This is a genomic window from Serratia sp. Je.1.23.a (genome assembly GCF_051129805.1).
Taxonomy (GTDB): Bacteria; Pseudomonadota; Gammaproteobacteria; order Enterobacterales; family Enterobacteriaceae; genus Serratia; species Serratia liquefaciens.
Genome location: NZ_JBCPSR010000007.1, coordinates 198,474 through 215,955 on the forward strand (window position 1 = coordinate 198,474; position 17,482 = coordinate 215,955).

General features: G+C 55.5%; 13 protein-coding genes, 4 tRNA genes and 1 other RNA gene. 14 read left to right on the top strand and 4 right to left on the bottom strand.

The genetic code is table 11. The features are described from left to right. Window positions 1–4 precede the first annotated feature (4 nt). The 13 genes from rfbA (at window position 5) to AAZT04_RS21540 (ending at window position 9,736) form a co-directional block, all read left to right on the top strand. Window positions 5–886: a glucose-1-phosphate thymidylyltransferase RfbA gene (rfbA, locus tag AAZT04_RS21480; RefSeq protein ID WP_020824754.1), complete on the top strand. Its 882-nt coding sequence runs from the start codon at window positions 5–7 to the stop codon at window positions 884–886. Further along, window positions 864–1,595, top strand: coding sequence for a dTDP-4-amino-4,6-dideoxy-D-galactose acyltransferase (rffC, locus tag AAZT04_RS21485; protein WP_129982564.1), 732 nt, complete (start codon window positions 864–866; stop codon window positions 1,593–1,595). The genes rfbA and rffC overlap by 23 nt, the downstream gene beginning before the upstream one ends. Continuing rightward, window positions 1,582–2,712, top strand: coding sequence for a dTDP-4-amino-4,6-dideoxygalactose transaminase (rffA, locus tag AAZT04_RS21490; protein WP_044554399.1), 1,131 nt, complete (start codon window positions 1,582–1,584; stop codon window positions 2,710–2,712). The genes rffC and rffA overlap by 14 nt, the downstream gene beginning before the upstream one ends. Window position 2,713: 1 nt before the next feature. Continuing rightward, entirely contained in the window at window positions 2,714–3,964 is a 1,251-nt protein-coding gene (gene wzxE, locus AAZT04_RS21495) for a lipid III flippase WzxE (protein WP_020824757.1), read from the top strand. Further along, window positions 3,961–5,046 (top strand): TDP-N-acetylfucosamine:lipid II N-acetylfucosaminyltransferase, encoded by a 1,086-nt coding sequence (locus AAZT04_RS21500; protein ID WP_020824758.1) that lies wholly within the window; start codon window positions 3,961–3,963, stop codon window positions 5,044–5,046. The genes wzxE and AAZT04_RS21500 overlap by 4 nt, the downstream gene beginning before the upstream one ends. Beyond that, window positions 5,043–6,419, top strand: a complete 1,377-nt coding sequence (gene wzyE, locus AAZT04_RS21505) for an ECA oligosaccharide polymerase (protein ID WP_020824759.1) — start codon at window positions 5,043–5,045, stop codon at window positions 6,417–6,419. The genes AAZT04_RS21500 and wzyE overlap by 4 nt, the downstream gene beginning before the upstream one ends. 14 nt (window positions 6,420–6,433) lie before the next feature. After that, window positions 6,434–7,174, top strand: a complete 741-nt coding sequence (gene wecG, locus AAZT04_RS21510) for a lipopolysaccharide N-acetylmannosaminouronosyltransferase (RefSeq protein WP_129982563.1) — start codon at window positions 6,434–6,436, stop codon at window positions 7,172–7,174. Between the two features lie 367 nt (window positions 7,175–7,541). After that, entirely contained in the window at window positions 7,542–8,945 is a 1,404-nt protein-coding gene (gene thrP / locus AAZT04_RS21515) for a bifunctional threonine/serine APC transporter ThrP (protein ID WP_020824761.1), read from the top strand. A gap of 135 nt (window positions 8,946–9,080) precedes the next feature. Then, window positions 9,081–9,157, top strand: a tRNA-Arg gene (locus AAZT04_RS21520). A gap of 62 nt (window positions 9,158–9,219) precedes the next feature. Continuing rightward, window positions 9,220–9,295: transfer RNA gene (locus tag AAZT04_RS21525), tRNA-His, on the top strand. A gap of 43 nt (window positions 9,296–9,338) precedes the next feature. Continuing rightward, a tRNA-Leu gene (locus AAZT04_RS21530) sits at window positions 9,339–9,425 on the top strand. Window positions 9,426–9,499: 74 nt separating this feature from the next. Next, window positions 9,500–9,576, top strand: a tRNA-Pro gene (locus tag AAZT04_RS21535). A 31-nt stretch (window positions 9,577–9,607) separates the two neighbouring features. Further along, window positions 9,608–9,736, top strand: a non-coding RNA gene (locus AAZT04_RS21540) — RtT sRNA. 811 nt (window positions 9,737–10,547) lie between these two features. Here the strand turns inward: AAZT04_RS21540 and hemY are convergent. The 4 genes from hemY to hemC are packed head-to-tail and all read right to left on the bottom strand — an operon-like array spanning window position 10,548 to window position 14,571. Continuing rightward, window positions 10,548–11,741 (bottom strand): protoheme IX biogenesis protein HemY, encoded by a 1,194-nt coding sequence (hemY, locus tag AAZT04_RS21545; RefSeq protein ID WP_020824762.1) that lies wholly within the window; start codon window positions 11,739–11,741, stop codon window positions 10,548–10,550. A 3-nt stretch (window positions 11,742–11,744) separates the two neighbouring features. Next, entirely contained in the window at window positions 11,745–12,869 is a 1,125-nt protein-coding gene (gene hemX / locus AAZT04_RS21550; protein ID WP_046374744.1) for a uroporphyrinogen-III C-methyltransferase, read from the bottom strand. 17 nt (window positions 12,870–12,886) lie between these two features. Further along, on the bottom strand, window positions 12,887–13,633 hold the full coding sequence (gene hemD / locus AAZT04_RS21555) for a uroporphyrinogen-III synthase (protein ID WP_020824764.1): 747 nt from the start codon (window positions 13,631–13,633) through the stop codon (window positions 12,887–12,889). Beyond that, a complete protein-coding gene (gene hemC, locus AAZT04_RS21560) occupies window positions 13,630–14,571 on the bottom strand; it encodes a hydroxymethylbilane synthase (RefSeq protein ID WP_046374742.1) in 942 nt (313 codons plus the stop codon). Before hemC ends, hemD begins: the two co-directional genes overlap by 4 nt. A 316-nt stretch (window positions 14,572–14,887) precedes the next feature. Between hemC and AAZT04_RS21565 the strand changes: the two genes are divergently transcribed. Continuing rightward, window positions 14,888–17,440: a class I adenylate cyclase gene (locus tag AAZT04_RS21565; protein WP_048762216.1), complete on the top strand. Its 2,553-nt coding sequence runs from the start codon at window positions 14,888–14,890 to the stop codon at window positions 17,438–17,440. The last annotated feature ends 42 nt before the right edge of the window (window positions 17,441–17,482 follow it).

Below are 17,482 nucleotides of genomic sequence, written 5' to 3' on the forward strand. Positions count from 1 at the left end.
GAGTATGAAAGGTATTATTCTGGCGGGTGGATCCGGTACACGTTTGCATCCAATTACTCGCGGCGTATCCAAGCAGTTGCTCCCGATCTACGACAAGCCGATGATTTACTATCCGCTGTCGGTGCTAATGTTAGCCGGGATCCGCGACATTCTGATTATTTCCACACCGGAAGACCTCCCTTCATTCAGACGTCTGTTGGGTAACGGCGAAGAGTTTGGCATTAATCTCAGCTATGCCGAACAACCCAGCCCCGATGGTCTGGCTCAGGCGTTTCTGATCGGTGAAGAGTTCCTGGCCGGCGAGCCGAGCTGTCTGGTGTTAGGCGACAATATCTATTTTGGTCAAGGGTTTAGCCCGAAACTAAAAACGGTCGCTGCACGTACCCAGGGCGCGACCGTGTTCGGCTACCAGGTGATGGATCCCGAACGTTTTGGGGTGGTGGAGTTTGACGATAACTTCCGCGCTTTATCGATCGAAGAAAAGCCCGCCGAGCCCAAGTCCAACTGGGCGGTGACCGGTCTGTATTTCTACGACAGTCAGGTGGTGGAGTTTGCCAAACAGGTCAAGCCTTCCTCCCGTGGCGAACTGGAAATTACCAGCATTAACCAGATGTATCTGGAGCGTGGCGAGCTGACCGTTGAACTTCTGGGCCGCGGTTTCGCCTGGCTGGATACCGGTACTCATGACAGCCTGCTGGAAGCCAGCAGCTTCGTGCAGACGGTGGAAAAACGTCAGGGCTTTAAAATCGCCTGTCTGGAAGAGATCGCCTGGCGCAACGGTTGGCTGGATGATGACGGTGTGAAACGTGCCGCACAGGCGCTGGTCAAAACCGGTTACGGCAAGTATCTGCTGGATTTATTGCATGCGCGTCCACGCCAATATTGAGCCCTTAGCCTGGGAAAGCGAATTTTTCGCTCTTGGCAGCGCCAGGCTCAACTTTTCCACCACGGCCCCGGCGTTGACCGAGGCCGGTCTGGCAGCCTACGCCTTGGTGCAAGCTAAAATCCCGGCGCACCAAACCGCCTGGGCGGACGCATTGTCGGGTCTGGGTTTCCAACTGGTTGAGGCTGAGGTCGATCTGTTGCTGAATATCGGCACGGAATGTGCATCGTCGCAGAGTGCGCTACCGCCAGCGATTCGCCTGGCAGTGCCGGAGGATATTCCGGTATTGCGTGCGGCAGCGGCCAATGTGTTCACCGCCAGCCGTTTTCGGGCCCCTTGGTACGACGTTCAGGATAGCGGGCGTTTCTATGCCGCCTGGATCGAAAAAGCGGTACTGGGAACCTTCGATCACCAATGCCTGTTGGCACTGGACGAAGCCGGTCAGCCGGAGGGCTTTGTCAGCCTGCGTGATATCGGCGGCCAAGAGGTTAGAATCGGCCTGCTGGCAGCTTTCCCCGGGGCGTCAGGCAAAGGTATTGGTGCGCGATTAATGGCGGCGGCCATTGCTGAGTGCCGGCAACGGTCGCTGCAACGCCTGCGGGTGGCGACACAGCTCGGTAATTTAGCCGCATTACGGCTCTATCAACGACAGGGTGCTGTTATTGAAAGCACCTCGTATTGGTTATACAGAGGAAAACATGATCCCATTTAACGCTCCACCGGTTGTTGGCACTGAACTTGACTATATGCAGGCTGCAATGGACAGCGGCAAGCTGTGCGGAGATGGTGGTTTTACTCGCCGTTGCCAGCAGTGGATGGAACAGCGTTTTGGCAGCCCGAAGGTGCTGTTGACGCCGTCCTGTACCGCGTCACTGGAGATGGCGGCGATCCTGCTGGATATCCAGCCGGGTGATGAAGTGATCATGCCGAGCTTCACCTTTGTTTCAACCGCCAATGCCTTTGTGCTGCGCGGGGCCACCGTGGTGTTTGTCGACCTGCGTCCGGACACCATGAACATCGATGAGACTAAAATCGAAGCGGCCATCACCGAAAAGACGCGCGCTATCGTGCCGGTGCATTACGCCGGTGTGGCCTGCGAGATGGACACCATCATGGCGCTGGCGAAAAAATATAACCTGCGGGTGGTAGAAGACGCCGCGCAGGGTGTGATGTCCACTTACAAGGGCAAAGCGCTCGGTACCATTGGTCATATTGGCTGTTTTAGCTTCCACGAAACCAAAAACTACACCGCTGGCGGTGAGGGCGGCGCAACGCTGATCAACGATCCGGCACTTATCGACCGGGCAGAAGTCATTCGTGAGAAAGGCACCAACCGCAGCCAGTTCTTCCGTGGGCAGGTGGACAAGTATACCTGGCGCGATATCGGTTCCAGCTATCTGATGTCAGATTTGCAGGCTGCCTATCTTTGGGGCCAACTCGAAGCGGCTGACCGTATCAACCAGCGCCGCCTGGCACTGTGGCAGACCTATTATGACAGCCTGCTGCCGTTGGCAAAGGCCGGCCGTATTGTGCTGCCGACCATCCCGGCGGACTGCGTGCATAATGCGCACATGTTCTATATCAAACTGCGTGATATTGAAGATCGCACTGCCTTTATCGATTATCTGAAAGAAGCGGAAATCATGGCGGTGTTCCATTACATCGCGCTGCACGACTGCCCGGCGGGCGATCGTTTTGGCCGCTTTTCCGGTGAAGACCGCTTCACCAGCCAGGAAAGTGCGCGTCTGGTGCGTCTGCCGTTGTTCTACAATATGTCTGATGTCACTCAACGTACGGTGATCAATACCATTCTTAGCTTCTGCGCCTGATATGTCGCTGGCAAAAGCATCAATTTGGACCGCAGGCTCCACGCTGATCAAGATTGGCGCGGGGCTGCTGGTAGTGAAACTGCTGGCGGTAGCGTTTGGCCCCAGCGGGGTTGGACAGGCGGGCAACTTCCGTCAGCTGATTACCGTGCTGGGCGTGCTGTCCGGTGCCGGGATTTTTAACGGCATCACCAAGTACGTAGCTGAATATCATCAGGATCCGCAGCGGTTACGGCTGGCTGTTGGAACGGCGTCAAGCATCGTGCTGGGCTTTTCCACGCTGCTGGCGCTGGTGTTTCTGTTTGCGGCGGAGCCTATCAGTATCGGGTTGTTCGGCCATGCTGACTATGTCGGCGTGGTGCGGGCGGTAGCCTTTATTCAGATGGGTATCGCCTATGCCAACCTGTTTATGGCGGTGCTGAAAGGCTACCGCGATGCGATGGGCAACGCACTGGCGGTGATTGGCGGTAGCCTGATTGGCGTAGTGGCCTACTACCTGTGCTTTAAGCTGGGCGGCTACGAAGGCGCGCTGGCGGGGTTGGCACTGGTGCCGGCCTTGGTGGTGTTGCCCGCAGGTTTTATGCTGTGGCGGCGCAAAACCTTGCCGCTGCGCTATTTGGCATTGGCATGGGACAAGGCGTTAGCCAGCCATCTTGGCAAGTTCACCATCATGGCATTGATCACATCAGTGACGCTGCCGGTGGCCTATGTGATGATGCGTAACCTGCTGGCCAGCCATTACAGTTGGGATGAGGTCGGGATTTGGCAGGGCGTCAGCAGCATCTCCGACGCTTACCTGCAGTTTATCACCGCCTCGTTTACCGTTTATCTGCTGCCTACGCTGTCGCGGCTGAAGGAAAAAAGCGCCATCTCTCAAGAGATTGTGCGCTCATTAAAATTTGTACTGCCTGCAGTAGCGGCGGCGAGTTTCACGGTCTGGTTACTGCGCGACTTCGCCATCTGGTTGCTGTTCACGGACAAATTCGTCGCGATGCGCGATCTGTTTGCCTGGCAACTGGTGGGGGACGTGCTGAAAGTGGGCGCCTATGTGTTCGGCTATCTGGTGATTGCCAAGGCGTCGCTGCGTTTTTATATCCTGACCGAAGTCAGTCAGTTCCTGCTGTTAACGCTGTTCTCGCATTGGTTGATACCGCTGCATGGTGCGCTGGGAGCGGCACAGGCCTACATGGCAACCTACATCGTGTACTTCACGCTCTGTAGCTGCGTATTTATTCTTTACCGTAGACGAGTATGACGACACTGATTCACGTATTGGGATCTGACATCCCGCATCACAATCAGACGGTGCTGCGTTTCTTCAACGATGTGTTGGCGAAACGCCTGCCGTCCGAGCAGACGCGTCATTTTATGGTGGCTGCCAAAGATGCCGCTGCGTTAGGGGTGTTTCCCGAGCTGAGCATTGAATGCCATCCGGACAAGAAAAGTCTGGCGATGGCGGTCATCGCCCGCGCGCAGGCCGATCGCAATCAGCGTTTCTTCCTGCACGGCCAGTTTAACCCTACGCTGTGGTTGGCGTTGCTGAGCGGTAAAATCAAGGCCGATCAGGTGAGTTGGCATATCTGGGGCGCTGATTTGTATGAAAACGCCACCAGTTGGAAATTCCGCCTGTTCTATTTGCTGCGCCGTATTGCGCAGGGCAGAGTGAGACACGTGTTCGCGACCCGCGGTGATATTATTCATTACCAGCAGCGCCATGCCCGCGTGCCGGCCTCTCTGTTGTATTTCCCGACGCGGATGGATCCGGCGTTAACCGGCATTGAGGTAGAGAAAAACCTGGCCGGGCCGATGACCATTCTGGTGGGGAACTCTGGCGATCGTACCAACCGTCATATTGAGGCGTTGAAAGCGATTCATCAGCAGTTTGGCGCCGAGGTGCGGGTGATCCTGCCGATGGGCTACCCGGCCAATAACGACGCCTATATTGAACAGGTACGCAGTGCCGGACTAGAGCTGTTCAGCGCCAGGAACCTGCAGGTGCTGACGCAGCAGGTGGCGTTCGACGATTACCTGAATATTCTGCGTGAGTGCGATCTCGGTTACTTTATTTTTAACCGCCAACAGGGCATAGGCACGCTGTGTCTTCTGATCCAGTTTGGCGTGCCCTTTGTGCTGAGCCGGCAGAACCCGTTCTGGCAGGATCTGGCGGAGCAACATCTGCCTGTGCTGTTCTATGGCGATTCGCTGGATGAGGCGGTAGTGCGTGAAGCTCAACGCCAACTGGCCTCCGTCGATAAACAGGCCATCGCTTTCTTCAACCCTAACTACGTTGATGGCTGGCAGCAGGCATTAACCCTGGCGGCAGGGGACAACGTATGACGCTGGCGCAATTTGGCGGGTTGTTTATCGTTTATCTGGTGAGCGTGCTGTTTATTCTGACGCTGGCTTACCAGGAGTTTAGGCGCGTCCGTTTCAATTTTAACGTCTTCTTTACGCTACTGTATTTGCTGACGTTTTACTTCGGTTTCCCGCTGACCTGTCTGCTGGTGTTTCAGTTTGACGTCGAGGTGGTGCCGGTAGAGTTTTTACTCTATGCGATCCTCTCCGCTACTGCGTTTTATGCGATTTATTACGTCAGCTATAAAACCCGGCTGCGAAAGCGCAGCGTGCAACCGCGTAAGCCGGTATTCACCATGAACCGGGTGGAAACCCATCTGACCTGGATGTTACTGGCGCTGGTGGCGATGGCGACCGTCGGCATTTTCTTCATGCAAAACGGTTTCCTGCTGTTCAAGCTCAACTCTTACAGCCAGATTTTCTCCAGCGATGTCTCCGGGGTGGCGCTCAAGCGGTTCTTCTATTTCTTCATCCCGGCGATGCTGGTGGTGTATTTCCTGAAGCAAGATCTGCGCGCCTGGTTCTTTTTCCTGGCGGCGACGGTGGCCTTTGGCATCCTGACTTACGTGATAGTCGGCGGTACCCGCGCCAATATCATTATTGCCTTCTCGCTGTTTCTGTTTATCGGCATCGTGCGCGGCTGGATCTCGTTGTGGATGCTGGTGGCCGCCGGCGTGTTTGGTATCGTCGGCATGTTCTGGCTGGCGTTAAAGCGCTACAGCCTGGACGTCAGCGGTCCCGAAGCGTTCTATACCTTCCTTTATCTGACGCGCGATACCTTCTCGCCATGGGAAAACCTGGCGCTGTTGCTGCAGAACTACGACAAGATTGATTTCCAGGGCCTGGCACCGATAGTGCGCGATTTCTACGTGTTCATTCCGGCCTGGCTGTGGCCGGGGCGACCAGACACGGTGCTCAATAGCGCCAACTATTTCACCTGGGAAGTGCTGAATAACCATTCCGGCCTGGCGATTTCACCCACGCTTATCGGCTCACTGGTGGTAATGGGCGGTGCGGTGTTTATTCCCGTTGGCGCGGTGCTGGTCGGGATGATCATCAAGTGGTTCGACTGGCTGTATGAGATGGGCAAAAGCGAACCTAACCGGTATAAAGCCGCGATATTGCAAAGTTTCTGCTTCGGTGCGGTATTCAACATCATCGTGTTGGCGCGGGAAGGGGTAGATTCCTTTGTCTCGCGAGTGGTGTTCTTCTGCCTTATTTTTGGCGCCTGCCTGCTGATGGCTAAGTTGTTGTACTGGCTGTTTGACACTGCCGGGTTGATTAAGGCGCGGGTACGGCGTACGCGTACGCTGGCATCGACGCCATCATCCGTACGGGTCGACGGCCTTCTGTAAGGGTAATAATAACGATGGACGCAAAAATTTCGGTTCCTCAATATGAGCTGCGCGGTTTCAGCCTGTGGGGATTTCGCGATATGGCGCAATGCCTGGATTTTCTGTTTGACGGCGGCCGGGTAAAGCAGGGCACGCTGGTCGCGATGAACGCCGAAAAGATACTGAAGGCGGAGGAAGATACGGCGTTGCACGCCTTGCTGGATGAAGCGGAATACAAGTATGCCGACGGCATCAGCATGGTGCGCTCAATACGCCGTAAATACCCGTGGGCGCAGGTATCACGCGTCGCGGGAGCCGACCTGTGGGAAGCGTTGATGCAGCGTGCCGGACGCGAGGGTACGCCGGTCTTCCTGATTGGCGGCAAACCCTCGGTGCTGGCGGAAACCGAAGAGAAGCTGCGTAGCCAGTGGAATGTAAACCTGGTGGGCAGCCAGGACGGTTATTTCAAGCCTGAACAGCGAGATGCGCTGTTCGAGCGCATTCGCGGCAGCGGTGCCGCCATAGTGACGGTGGCCATGGGATCGCCGAAACAGGAAATCCTGATGCGTGACTGCCGTAAAGTGCATCCGCAGGCGCTCTATATGGGCGTAGGCGGTACTTACGACGTGTTCACCGGGCACGTGAAGCGTGCGCCAAAGATTTGGCAGAACCTCGGTCTGGAGTGGCTCTATCGGCTGTTAAGTCAACCGAGCCGCCTGGGACGCCAACTGAAACTGCTGAAGTTTGTCAGCTACTATTACCGCGGTAAGATGTAAGAACGATGCTGGGGCGGAAGATCCCGCCCCGGCGCGCCATGTTGTTCAAATAACCTGCTTTATGACGGATTTGTCAGCACTCCTATAACCTCAGCCCATAAACTCGCCTGTATTTATTCCATAAAGTTTTAAATTGCGGTTTGCTTATAGCGGCAAAATGCGAAACGATACCGCCCGGAAATTATCCCTGAGCGTTGGCGCAAAACGTGATAGCGCTTAACGACGTTTTTCTCACCGTAAGATCGTCCCATCACAAGCTGGTGTCCGCCAACGCGGCGGGAGAGGTTTTACGCTATTTTCATTAAAACAATAACGACCGGTAACGGCCGGCATGCAAACACAATCAAAAAAATAATATTGAGGATTTATGGCACACAAAGAAAAACCGCAAGGCCTACACCGGGGGCTGGAAGCCCGGCATATCGAGCTGATTGCTCTGGGGGGCACCATCGGGGTGGGCCTGTTTATGGGCTCGGCCAGTACGCTGAAATGGGCGGGGCCATCGGTATTGTTGGCTTATATCATCGCCGGCCTGTTCGTGTTCTTCATTATGCGTTCGATGGGCGAGATGCTGTTCCTTGAACCGGTCGCGGGCTCCTTTGCCGTTTATGCCCATAAATACATGAATCCCTATTTTGGTTACCTGACCGCCTGGGGCTATTGGTTTATGTGGATTGCCGTAGGCATCTCGGAAATCACCGCCGTTGGGGTCTACGTGCAGTTTTGGTTCCCGGAAATCCCGCAGTGGATACCGGCGTTAATCGCCGTGGCGATGGTAGCGCTGGCCAACCTGGCCGCCGTGCGTCTGTACGGCGAGCTGGAGTTCTGGTTTGCCATGATCAAGGTTACCACCATCATTGTGATGATTTTGGTGGGGTTGGGGGTGATCTTCTTTGGCTTCGGGAATGGCGGGCAGCCGATTGGCTTTGCCAACCTGACCGAGCACGGCGGTTTCTTTGCCGGCGGCTGGAAGGGCTTCCTGTTCGCGCTCTGTATTGTTGTGGCGTCCTATCAGGGCGTTGAGTTGGTCGGTATCACCGCCGGTGAAGCCAAAAACCCGCAGGTGACTCTGAAGCGTGCGATTAACAATATCCTGTGGCGTATCCTGATCTTCTACGTCGGCGCTATCTTTGTCATCGTCACCATCTTCCCCTGGAATGGCATTGGCACCGCAGGCAGCCCCTTCGTGCTGACCTTTGCCAAAATCGGTATCGTCGCTGCCGCCGGTATCATTAACTTTGTGGTGCTCACGGCTGCGCTTTCAGGCTGTAACAGCGGGATGTACAGCGGTGGCCGTATGCTGTACGCACTGGCTAAAAACCGGCAGTTGCCTGCGTCGTTGACCAAGCTGTCTGCCAACGGCGTGCCGGTTAACTGTATCGCCGTGACCATTGCCTGCCTGCTGGTCGGCTCGGGGTTGAATTACCTTATCCCCAATCCGCAGGCGGTGTTTGTCTATGTCTATAGCGCCAGCGTGTTGCCGGGCATGGTGCCGTGGTTCGTGGTACTGATTAGCCAACTGTATTTCCGCCGCGCCCATAAGGAAGCGATTAAAACCCACAGCTTTAAGTCGATTATGTTCCCCTATGTGAACTATCTGACTATCGCTTTCTTGGTCTGTGTGCTGATCGGCATGGGAATTAACCCGGATACGCGAATTTCTTTGCTGGTCGGGGCGATTTTCTTAGCGGCAGTCAGCCTGTGCTACTTTGCTTTCGGCATGCACAAGAAACATCATCCGGCTGAAAAACGGACAGAAACACAGCAATAACCGGTGAAAAGGGGCTACGGATAGCGCTTTCCTGCGCGGGAGTGAGCAAAGCGTAATCAAACACAACATTTCTGCGAAAAAGCACTAGACAGGATTGTGTTAAATCCGTAGTATCCCCTCCCGCAACGGCGCTATGCGCCCGTAGCTCAGCTGGATAGAGCGCTGCCCTCCGGAGGCAGAGGTCTCAGGTTCGAATCCTGTCGGGCGCACCATTAAGTTTGTGTGCAAGAGCTGCGGTGGTAGTATTACCGCGTGAAGTAGTTAAGAAGTAATGGTGGCTATAGCTCAGTTGGTAGAGCCCTGGATTGTGATTCCAGTTGTCGTGGGTTCGAGTCCCATTAGCCACCCCACTTCCTAAGAGAAGTGAAGAATTTTAAGCTGTTTTGTGACTGTGCGAAGGTGGCGGAATTGGTAGACGCGCTAGCTTCAGGTGTTAGTGTTCTTACGGACGTGAGGGTTCAAGTCCCTCTCTTCGCACCACACAAAATGTCTAATAAATTTAATATTTACATAGACATAAGCGATAAAATTTAGTAGTATCTGCAACAAGAAATCGGCGAGTAGCGCAGCTTGGTAGCGCAACTGGTTTGGGACCAGTGGGTCGGAGGTTCGAATCCTCTCTCGCCGACCACATTCAAGAAAACCCGCTTTTAGCGGGTTTTTTTACATCTGTAGTTTATAGGATGAGCACCTCCGAAGGAGGTTTGAGCCGAGCGCAGCGAGACAACGTTGCTTTAGCAATGGCCCGTAGGGCGGCATCGCAGATGCAAGTCATCCTCTCTCGCCGACCACATTCAGAAAAGCCCGTTCAGCAATGAACGGGCTTTTTGCTTTCTGACATTCCGCTTTGCGTCCTCCTGCACTGGTTTTGCCTCTGCCCGCTATCTATCGTATCCCGTCAGGACGCTTTTGGCTTGGTGTTGGCTTCCGGCGACATCGGCATGCCGCATTGTCGTCAGCTTGAGACATTTAATGAATTGATTTTATTGCATAAAAATGACTTTGGCTTAAGTCGTCGTTTTAAGGCGACATATCTGCAAACGTCAGGTGATAGCAGCAGAAAGGGCAGTGAGCGGAATGAAACGAAGTGCTGAGATTAAATCTGTTTTAATTCAGCTTATTAGGCTTTTCGCCTGAAGGAACGATGCATTTTTCCCAAAGTTGGCACGCCAAGTGCAATATCCACTATGTAGATGCTCATTCCACCTCTTATGTTCGCCTTAGGCTTCATAAACCCTGGGAATGACGCAGAGCCGATTTAGGGTGCCTATTGCCCACCAGAACGATGACGGCGTTGCTTGCAATGGTCGACATCACACTCCGGGCATAACGTTGAGTGAGGCACCGCCCCTGTTGTCCTAGACCTGATTGCTTTTTATACACTTGCCACCGCGGCAAGTGTTTTTTTTTGCCTAATACCCATCATATTTGAAGCCACAGCTGCGTTGACTGCGCGCTCTCACCCCAGTCACTTGGTTGACCAAGCTCCTGGGGATTCGTGAGCTTGCCGCCTTGCTGTGACTCCAACTATCTTGGGTATAAACAACGTTAGATAAAAAAGGCGCGACCTGTGGGCGCGCCTTGAAGACAGTGCATTGTGCGTTATTCGCCGTTCTGCTTCAGCGTCAGCATCAGGCCTTCACGACGCATCTGTGCGGCTTCATCCGAGCGGTGCAGCTTCTCCAGCACGTCAGCCAGCCAAGCGTAATCGTAGGCATCTGGACGCTGTTTCAGCGCTTCCCGGAATGCATCGGCCGCCGCCTGCCATTCGCCGTGCTTCATCAGCAACTGGCCCAGGGTGCTGTTCAGCAGTGGTGTGGCACCATGCTGCTTCACCTGCTGACGCAACGCTTTCTCCAGCTGTTGCGGGTTGCCGGACTTCAGACGCGGGATCAGCAACACCAGGCGTTCGTCATACTGGCGCTTTAGGCTGTCGAGCACGATCTCTTGCGCCAGTTCATGGTCATTGCATTCGATCAGGTGCTCCACCATCGCGATTTGCAACGGCACCTCATGCCGGATTTTGCGGCTCTGATCTTTCCACCAGCGTTTCAGGCCATCGCTGCCCTCATCCGCCATCGCCTGATTCATCAGGCCAATGTAGGCCTGTTGTTGCAGCGCCTGCAGCTCAGCCTCGTTGTGCAGATTGATCTTGCTCATCGACGGCAGGATCTCCAGCAATGAGGCAAAAGCGCCGGTGCGCAGATAAGCCATTTCCGCCAGTCGCAATACTTCGGGATGACGCGGAGCCTGGTTAAGCAGACGATCGACACCGTGGCGTGCCGCATGGTTTTCGCCCTGAGCCAGTTGAATGCGCACGCGGGTGATGTCTACCGGCAGCTGGTCGGTGTCGGCGGCTTCGGCGGCGCGTTCCAGGTACTGATTGGTACGGAAATCGTCACCCCGTTGCTGTGCAGCCTCAGCAGCCAGCAGGTAGTTCACCACCGGTTGTTCAGCGTGATCGGCATTGCGCGTCAGCAGTTTTTCAACCTGCTTGTAATCACCTTCGGCCAGTTTGATCAGCGCGGCCTTGGTCTGCTTACGCGCACGGCTGCGTTTGCGGCCCAGGAACCAGCCGCGAGTGCGGGCGCTGGTGCTGAAGATGCGGCGCAGGATCCACTCGATCACCAGCAGCACCACAAACAGCAAGATACCCATGATCACCAGGCCGGTGACGCTGGTTTCGATATTGTAGTTATCGGTCTGAATCAGCACATAGCCCTGATGGCCGGCCAACATCGGCCCAACCACCACGCTGGCGATCAGCACCAGGAACAGAAATAGCACGCGTAACATGGCTTATCCCTCCTGATGAGCGGCAGGGGACTGGGCCATCAGATTGCGCACCCGGGTCTGCATCAGTTTTTCCAGCAGCGGCTGGCTTTTCAGCTGATCCGGCACGTCCATGGTGATCGACTGCTGGCTCAGGGTATCCAACTCTTCCAGGAACGCTTTCGTGGCCGGGTCGGTGGTATCGAAGTAGGCGCGAACCCAAGTGGAAATGGTCTCCAGCGACTGCTTATACACTTCGTTCTGATGGCGTGGGATGGCCTGTGCGGCAACCAGCAGGCGCGAACGGATATTTTCGCGCAGGTAAATGTCCTGGTTCGGGGCCAGCAGCGGCTCGGCATTGCTATCGCGGCGGCGGACGGTAATAAAGTCGGCCATAAAGTTGTGCCAGCTTTTGGCCAGGTTTTGCCGCCATTCGCCGATCGAGCTCGACAGCTCGCTGCTGTCTTGATCCATCGGCGCTTCGTCGCTGTCGTTATCCGCCAGGCGCAGATTATCCACCTGATTGGACAACTGATTGGTCTTGAGAATGATGCCGTCGAAATCCACCTGAGTCAGCGTGGACAGCGTGCTGACGTCTTCGGTGATGGCGCGACGAACCTCGAGCAGGCTCGGGTCATTCATGTCAGCCAGGCTGGCATCGGCGCTTTTTAACAGCGCGGCGGCGGTGGTGACGTCCTGATCGCTCCACAGCTTACGCCCGGCCATTTTCACCAGAAAATCGGCCTGCGCCAGCAACCAGGTTTTGGCGTCGCTGCCGGAGATGATGGCGACTTTCTCTTGCAGTTCATTGAGCTGACGCGCCAGGGTTGCCTGTTCGCGATCGGCGGCGTCCAGCGTTTTGCCCTGTTGCTGCAGCAGGCCTTCCAGCGCGCTTCTTTCCTGCTGTTGGCTTTGTTTCAGCGTTTCCAGCTGTTGCTGCAGCGTTTGATTGGCGGCGATGAGCTGCTGCGCCTGTCGATGTGTATGGTAATAGCCGCCGGCAGCCAGAGCGATAACCAGCACGATCGCGATCGCGCCCAACACCGGGCCGGTATTTTTACCTTTACGCTTTTCAGCGTCTGGCTGCTGGGGGCTCTCAACCGCAGAGGTTGGTTCTTCAACCGGGGCGGATGGGGTATTTTGTTCCGTCATAGTGGCACATCCCATAGTCAGGTTTGTTGTAGCGCGCGGATCAGCGCGTCATTATCGGCGGTATCAGCTACCCGAATTGTGCTCCAGCCCAATTCCTGGGCAAGGGTAGCCAGGCGTTCACTCACTACGACCAGGCAGCAACGTAATAGCCACGAAGAACGGTAGTAATCAGGAACTAAAGTATAGAGCTGTTGTAACATTTCACCGCTGGTGACTACCAGCGTATCAACACCGGCACGCTGCCAGTGGGCGCTTTGCTCGCTGCCATCATAGTGCACCGGGCTGCGTTGATAACATTCATAATAGCTGACCGCAGCGCCGCGCTCGCTCAGTGTGTTGCCGAGCAGCTCACGGCCGCCGTTACCGCGCAAGATCAGCGCTTGTTTACCTTCCAGCTTCTGCAGCGCCGGCAGCAGCAGCAATGTTTCGCTGATCTCCTGCTCACGCGGGTATTCTATCGGCAGGCTGCTGATGCGGTGCATTGCCAGCGCCGTGGTACGACCGATAGCGTAATAGGCCAGCCTGGCAGGCCATGACAGCCCGACGCGGCCCATCACAGAATGGGCGTAGCTCACCGAGTGCTGCGACAGGATGAACACCAGATCGCCATCATTAAGCTGCTGTAACGCCTGCGGCAATTTTGGCAAATCGCCGCCGGGGGCGAAGTCGATCAACGGAGCATGATAGGCAACCCGACCGAGCGCACGCAGTCGGCTGACCAGTTCTTCTCCGGAAGGAGAGGGGCGGGTTACCAGAATCGTCATGCAGGGGGATTCCCCTGATAAACGTCCTGCAGAATTTCACGAGCGCCTTGCGCCAGCAGTTCTTCCGCCAGTTCAATGCCCATCTGCTCTGCTTGAGCTGCCGGACCGCGGCGTTCGCCGCGCACCATTTGGCTGCCGTCTGGAGAGCCCACCAGGGCTCGCAGCCACAGGCTGTCGCCATCCAGTTCGGCATAGCTGCCGATAGGCACTTGGCAACCGCCTTCCAGCCGGGTATTCATCGCACGTTCGGCACGTACGCGGGTTTCTGTAGCAACGTGATTGAGCGGTGCCAACAGCGCGCGGGTGGTTTCGTCGTCGAGGCGGCATTCGATACCCACTGCGCCCTGGCCAACGGCCGGCAGGCACTCCTCCGGGCTCAATGGACTGCGGATACGCTGTTCCAACCCCAGGCGCTTAAGCCCGGCGACCGCCAGAATAATGGCGTCGTAATCACCGTTATCCAATTTTGCCAGCCGGGTACCGACGTTGCCGCGCAGATCGCGCACGATCAGATCCGGACGGCGCTCACGCAGTTGGCACTGACGACGCAGGCTGGAGGTACCGACCACGCTGCCCTGCGGCAGTTGATCGAGCGATGCGAAACGATTGGAAACAAATGCGTCGCGAGGATCGTCACGCTCACAAATAGTCACTAAACCCAAGCCTTCGGGGAAATCGACCGGGACGTCTTTCATTGAGTGAACGGCGATATCCGCACGGCCGTCCAATAACGCCAGTTCAAGTTCCTTAACAAACAGCCCTTTACCGCCGACTTTCGCCAGCGGCGTATCCAAAATAATGTCGCCTCGCGTGACCATAGGCACCAGTTCGACCTGCAGGCCGGGGTGGCTGGCCATCAGGCGCTGCTGCACATAATGTGCTTGCCAAAGCGCGAGTGGGCTTTGTCGGGTGGCAATTCGAATAATTTTGTCTAACATGCTTGTTACCGTTTTTATAATTCGCCGTTCATCCTACCACTGAGTGTGAAAACTGTCAGTGCAAGAAGCCATAGGCGAAGAAAGGACAACGGAATCAACGGGACGTGTGATGTGTTTTGGGGCAGTTAACACTGCGGGTAAATCGTTTAGAGTGGCGCTACAATAATAGTGAAGCGTTACTTCCTTTACGGTCAATCAGCAAGGTGTTAAATTGATCACGTTTCCAACAATAAGTTGCCAAATATTCTTCCAACACTAACGGCACTTATGGAATACGGGTTTTTTTCTAAACACCGGGATAATCAGGCGAGACGTCTTGTACCTCTACATCGAGACATTGAAGCAGAGACTGGATGCGATCAATCAATTACGAATCGATCGCGCCCTAGCGGCCATGAAGCCCGCGTTTCAACGGGTATACAGTCTGCTGCCTACCTTATTGCATCACCACCATCCACTGATGCCAGGTTACCTGAACGGTAACGTTCCCCATGGCGTCTGCCTCTACACGCCTGATGAAACCCAACAAGATTACCTCAACGATTTAGAAGACAAATGGGGCAGCCCGTTTGACAAAATGGCCAGCGGTGAACTGCCGATTACCGGGGTTTACTCGATGGGCAGCACCTCGTCGATCGGCCAGAGTTGCAGCTCGGATCTCGACATCTGGGTGTGCCACCAATCCTGGCTGGACAACGAAGAGCGTAACCGCCTACAGCAAAAATGCAGCCTGCTGGAAAAATGGTCGGCGTCGATGGGGGTGGAAGTCAGCTTCTTCCTGATCGATGAAAACCGCTTCCGTCATAACGAAAGCGGCAGCCTGGGGGGCGAAGACTGCGGCTCCACCCAACATATCCTGCTGCTGGACGAATTTTACCGCACCGCGGTGCGCCTGGCTGGCAAACGTATTTTGTGGAACATGGTGCCGGGCGAAGAAGAAGCACACTACGATGAGTATGTGCTGTCGCTTTACTCGCAAGGCGCGTTAACGCCGAACGAATGGCTGGATCTCGGCGGTCTGAGCACGCTGTCGGCGGAAGAATATTTCGGTGCCAGCCTGTGGCAACTGTACAAAAGCATCGACTCGCCTTACAAAGCGGTGCTGAAAACCCTGCTGCTGGAAGCCTATTCCTGGGAATACCCGAATACGCAGCTGCTGGCGATGGACATCAAACAGCGCCTGCATCAGGGCGAGATCGTCTGCTTTGGTCTCGACGCCTACTGTATGATGCTCGAACGCGTTACGCATTACCTGAATCAAATCAACGACACTACCCGCCTTGACCTGGTCCGCCGCTGTTTCTACCTGAAAGTCTGTGAAAAACTGTCCCGCGCCAATGCGTGCGTCGGCTGGCGTCGTGAAATTCTCAGCCAATTGGTCAGCGAATGGGGCTGGGACGAAGAGCGTCTGGCGATCCTGGATAATCGCGCCAACTGGAAAATCGAACGGGTACGTGAAGCACACAACGAACTGTTGGATGCGATGATGCAAAGCTATCGCAACCTGATCCGCTTCGCTCGCCGCAACAACCTTAGCGTCAGCGCCAGCCCGCAGGATATCGGCGTGCTGACCCGTAAGCTGTACGCCGCGTTTGAAGCGCTGCCCGGCAAGGTGACGCTGGTGAACCCACAGATTTCGCCGGACCTGTCAGAAGACGACTTGACCTTTATTCACGTGCCGATTGGCCGCGCCAACCGCACCGGCTGGTATCTTTATAACCAGGCACCGGCCATGGACTCGATTGTTAGTCATCAGCCGCTGGAATATAACCGCTACCTCAACAAGCTGGTGGCCTGGGCCTATTTTAACGGGCTGCTGACGCCGAAAACCCGTCTGCACATCAAGAGCGGCAACCTGTGCGATACCGCAAAACTGCAGGAGCTGGTGGCCGATGTGTCGCACCACTTCCCGCTGCGGCTGGCGGCCCCTACGCCAAAAGCGCTGTACAGCCCGTGCGAAATTCGCCACCTGGCGATAATCGTCAATTTGGAAAACGATCCGACCGCCGCCTTCCGCAATCAGGTGGTGCATTTCGATTTCCGCAAGCTCGATGTATTCAGCTTTGGTCAGCAACAGCAGTGCCTGGTGGGCAGTATCGATCTGCTGTATCGCAACTCCTGGAACGAAGTGCGTACTTTGCATTTCAGCGGCGAGCAATCGGTGCTGGAAGCGTTGAAGACCATTCTCGGCAAAATGCACCAGGATGCCGCGCCGCCGGAATCGGTCGAGGTGTTCTGCTACAGTCAGCACCTGCGCGGCCTGATCCGTACCCGTATACAGCAGCTGGTGTCGGAGTGTATTGAGCTACGCCTGTCCAGCACCCGACTGGAGCCGGGCCGTTTCAAAGCGGTACGGGTTGCCGGCCAGACCTGGGGCTTGTTCTTCGAACGGCTGAGCGTGTCGGTGCAGAAGCTGGAAAACGCGGTGGAGTTCTACGGCGCCATTTCCAACAACAAATTGCACGGCCTGTCGATCAAAGTGGAAACCGATCAGGTGCATCTGCCGCCGGTGGTGGACGGTTTCGCCAGCGAAGGGATTATTCAGTTCTTCTTCGAAGACACCTCGGACGACAAAGGCTTTAACATCTATATTCTGGATGAGTCTAACCGGGTTGAGGTTTATCACCATTGCGAAGGCAGTAAAGAGGAACTGGTGCGTGACGTTAGCCGTTTCTACTCGTCCTCGCACGATCGCTTCACCTATGGCTCCAGCTTTATCAACTTCAACTTACCGCAGTTCTATCAGATAGTGCAGCTTGATGGTCGCACCCAGGTGATCCCGTTCCGCAGCAACGTGTTGTCGAGCCTGTGCGTTCCCCTGACCGACGGCGCAGCTCAACCGCTAAAGCATCAGTTTCAACTGCATTGATATCGTCAAGGTTCAGCAGGCTGAGCCTTGACGACGAGTGCT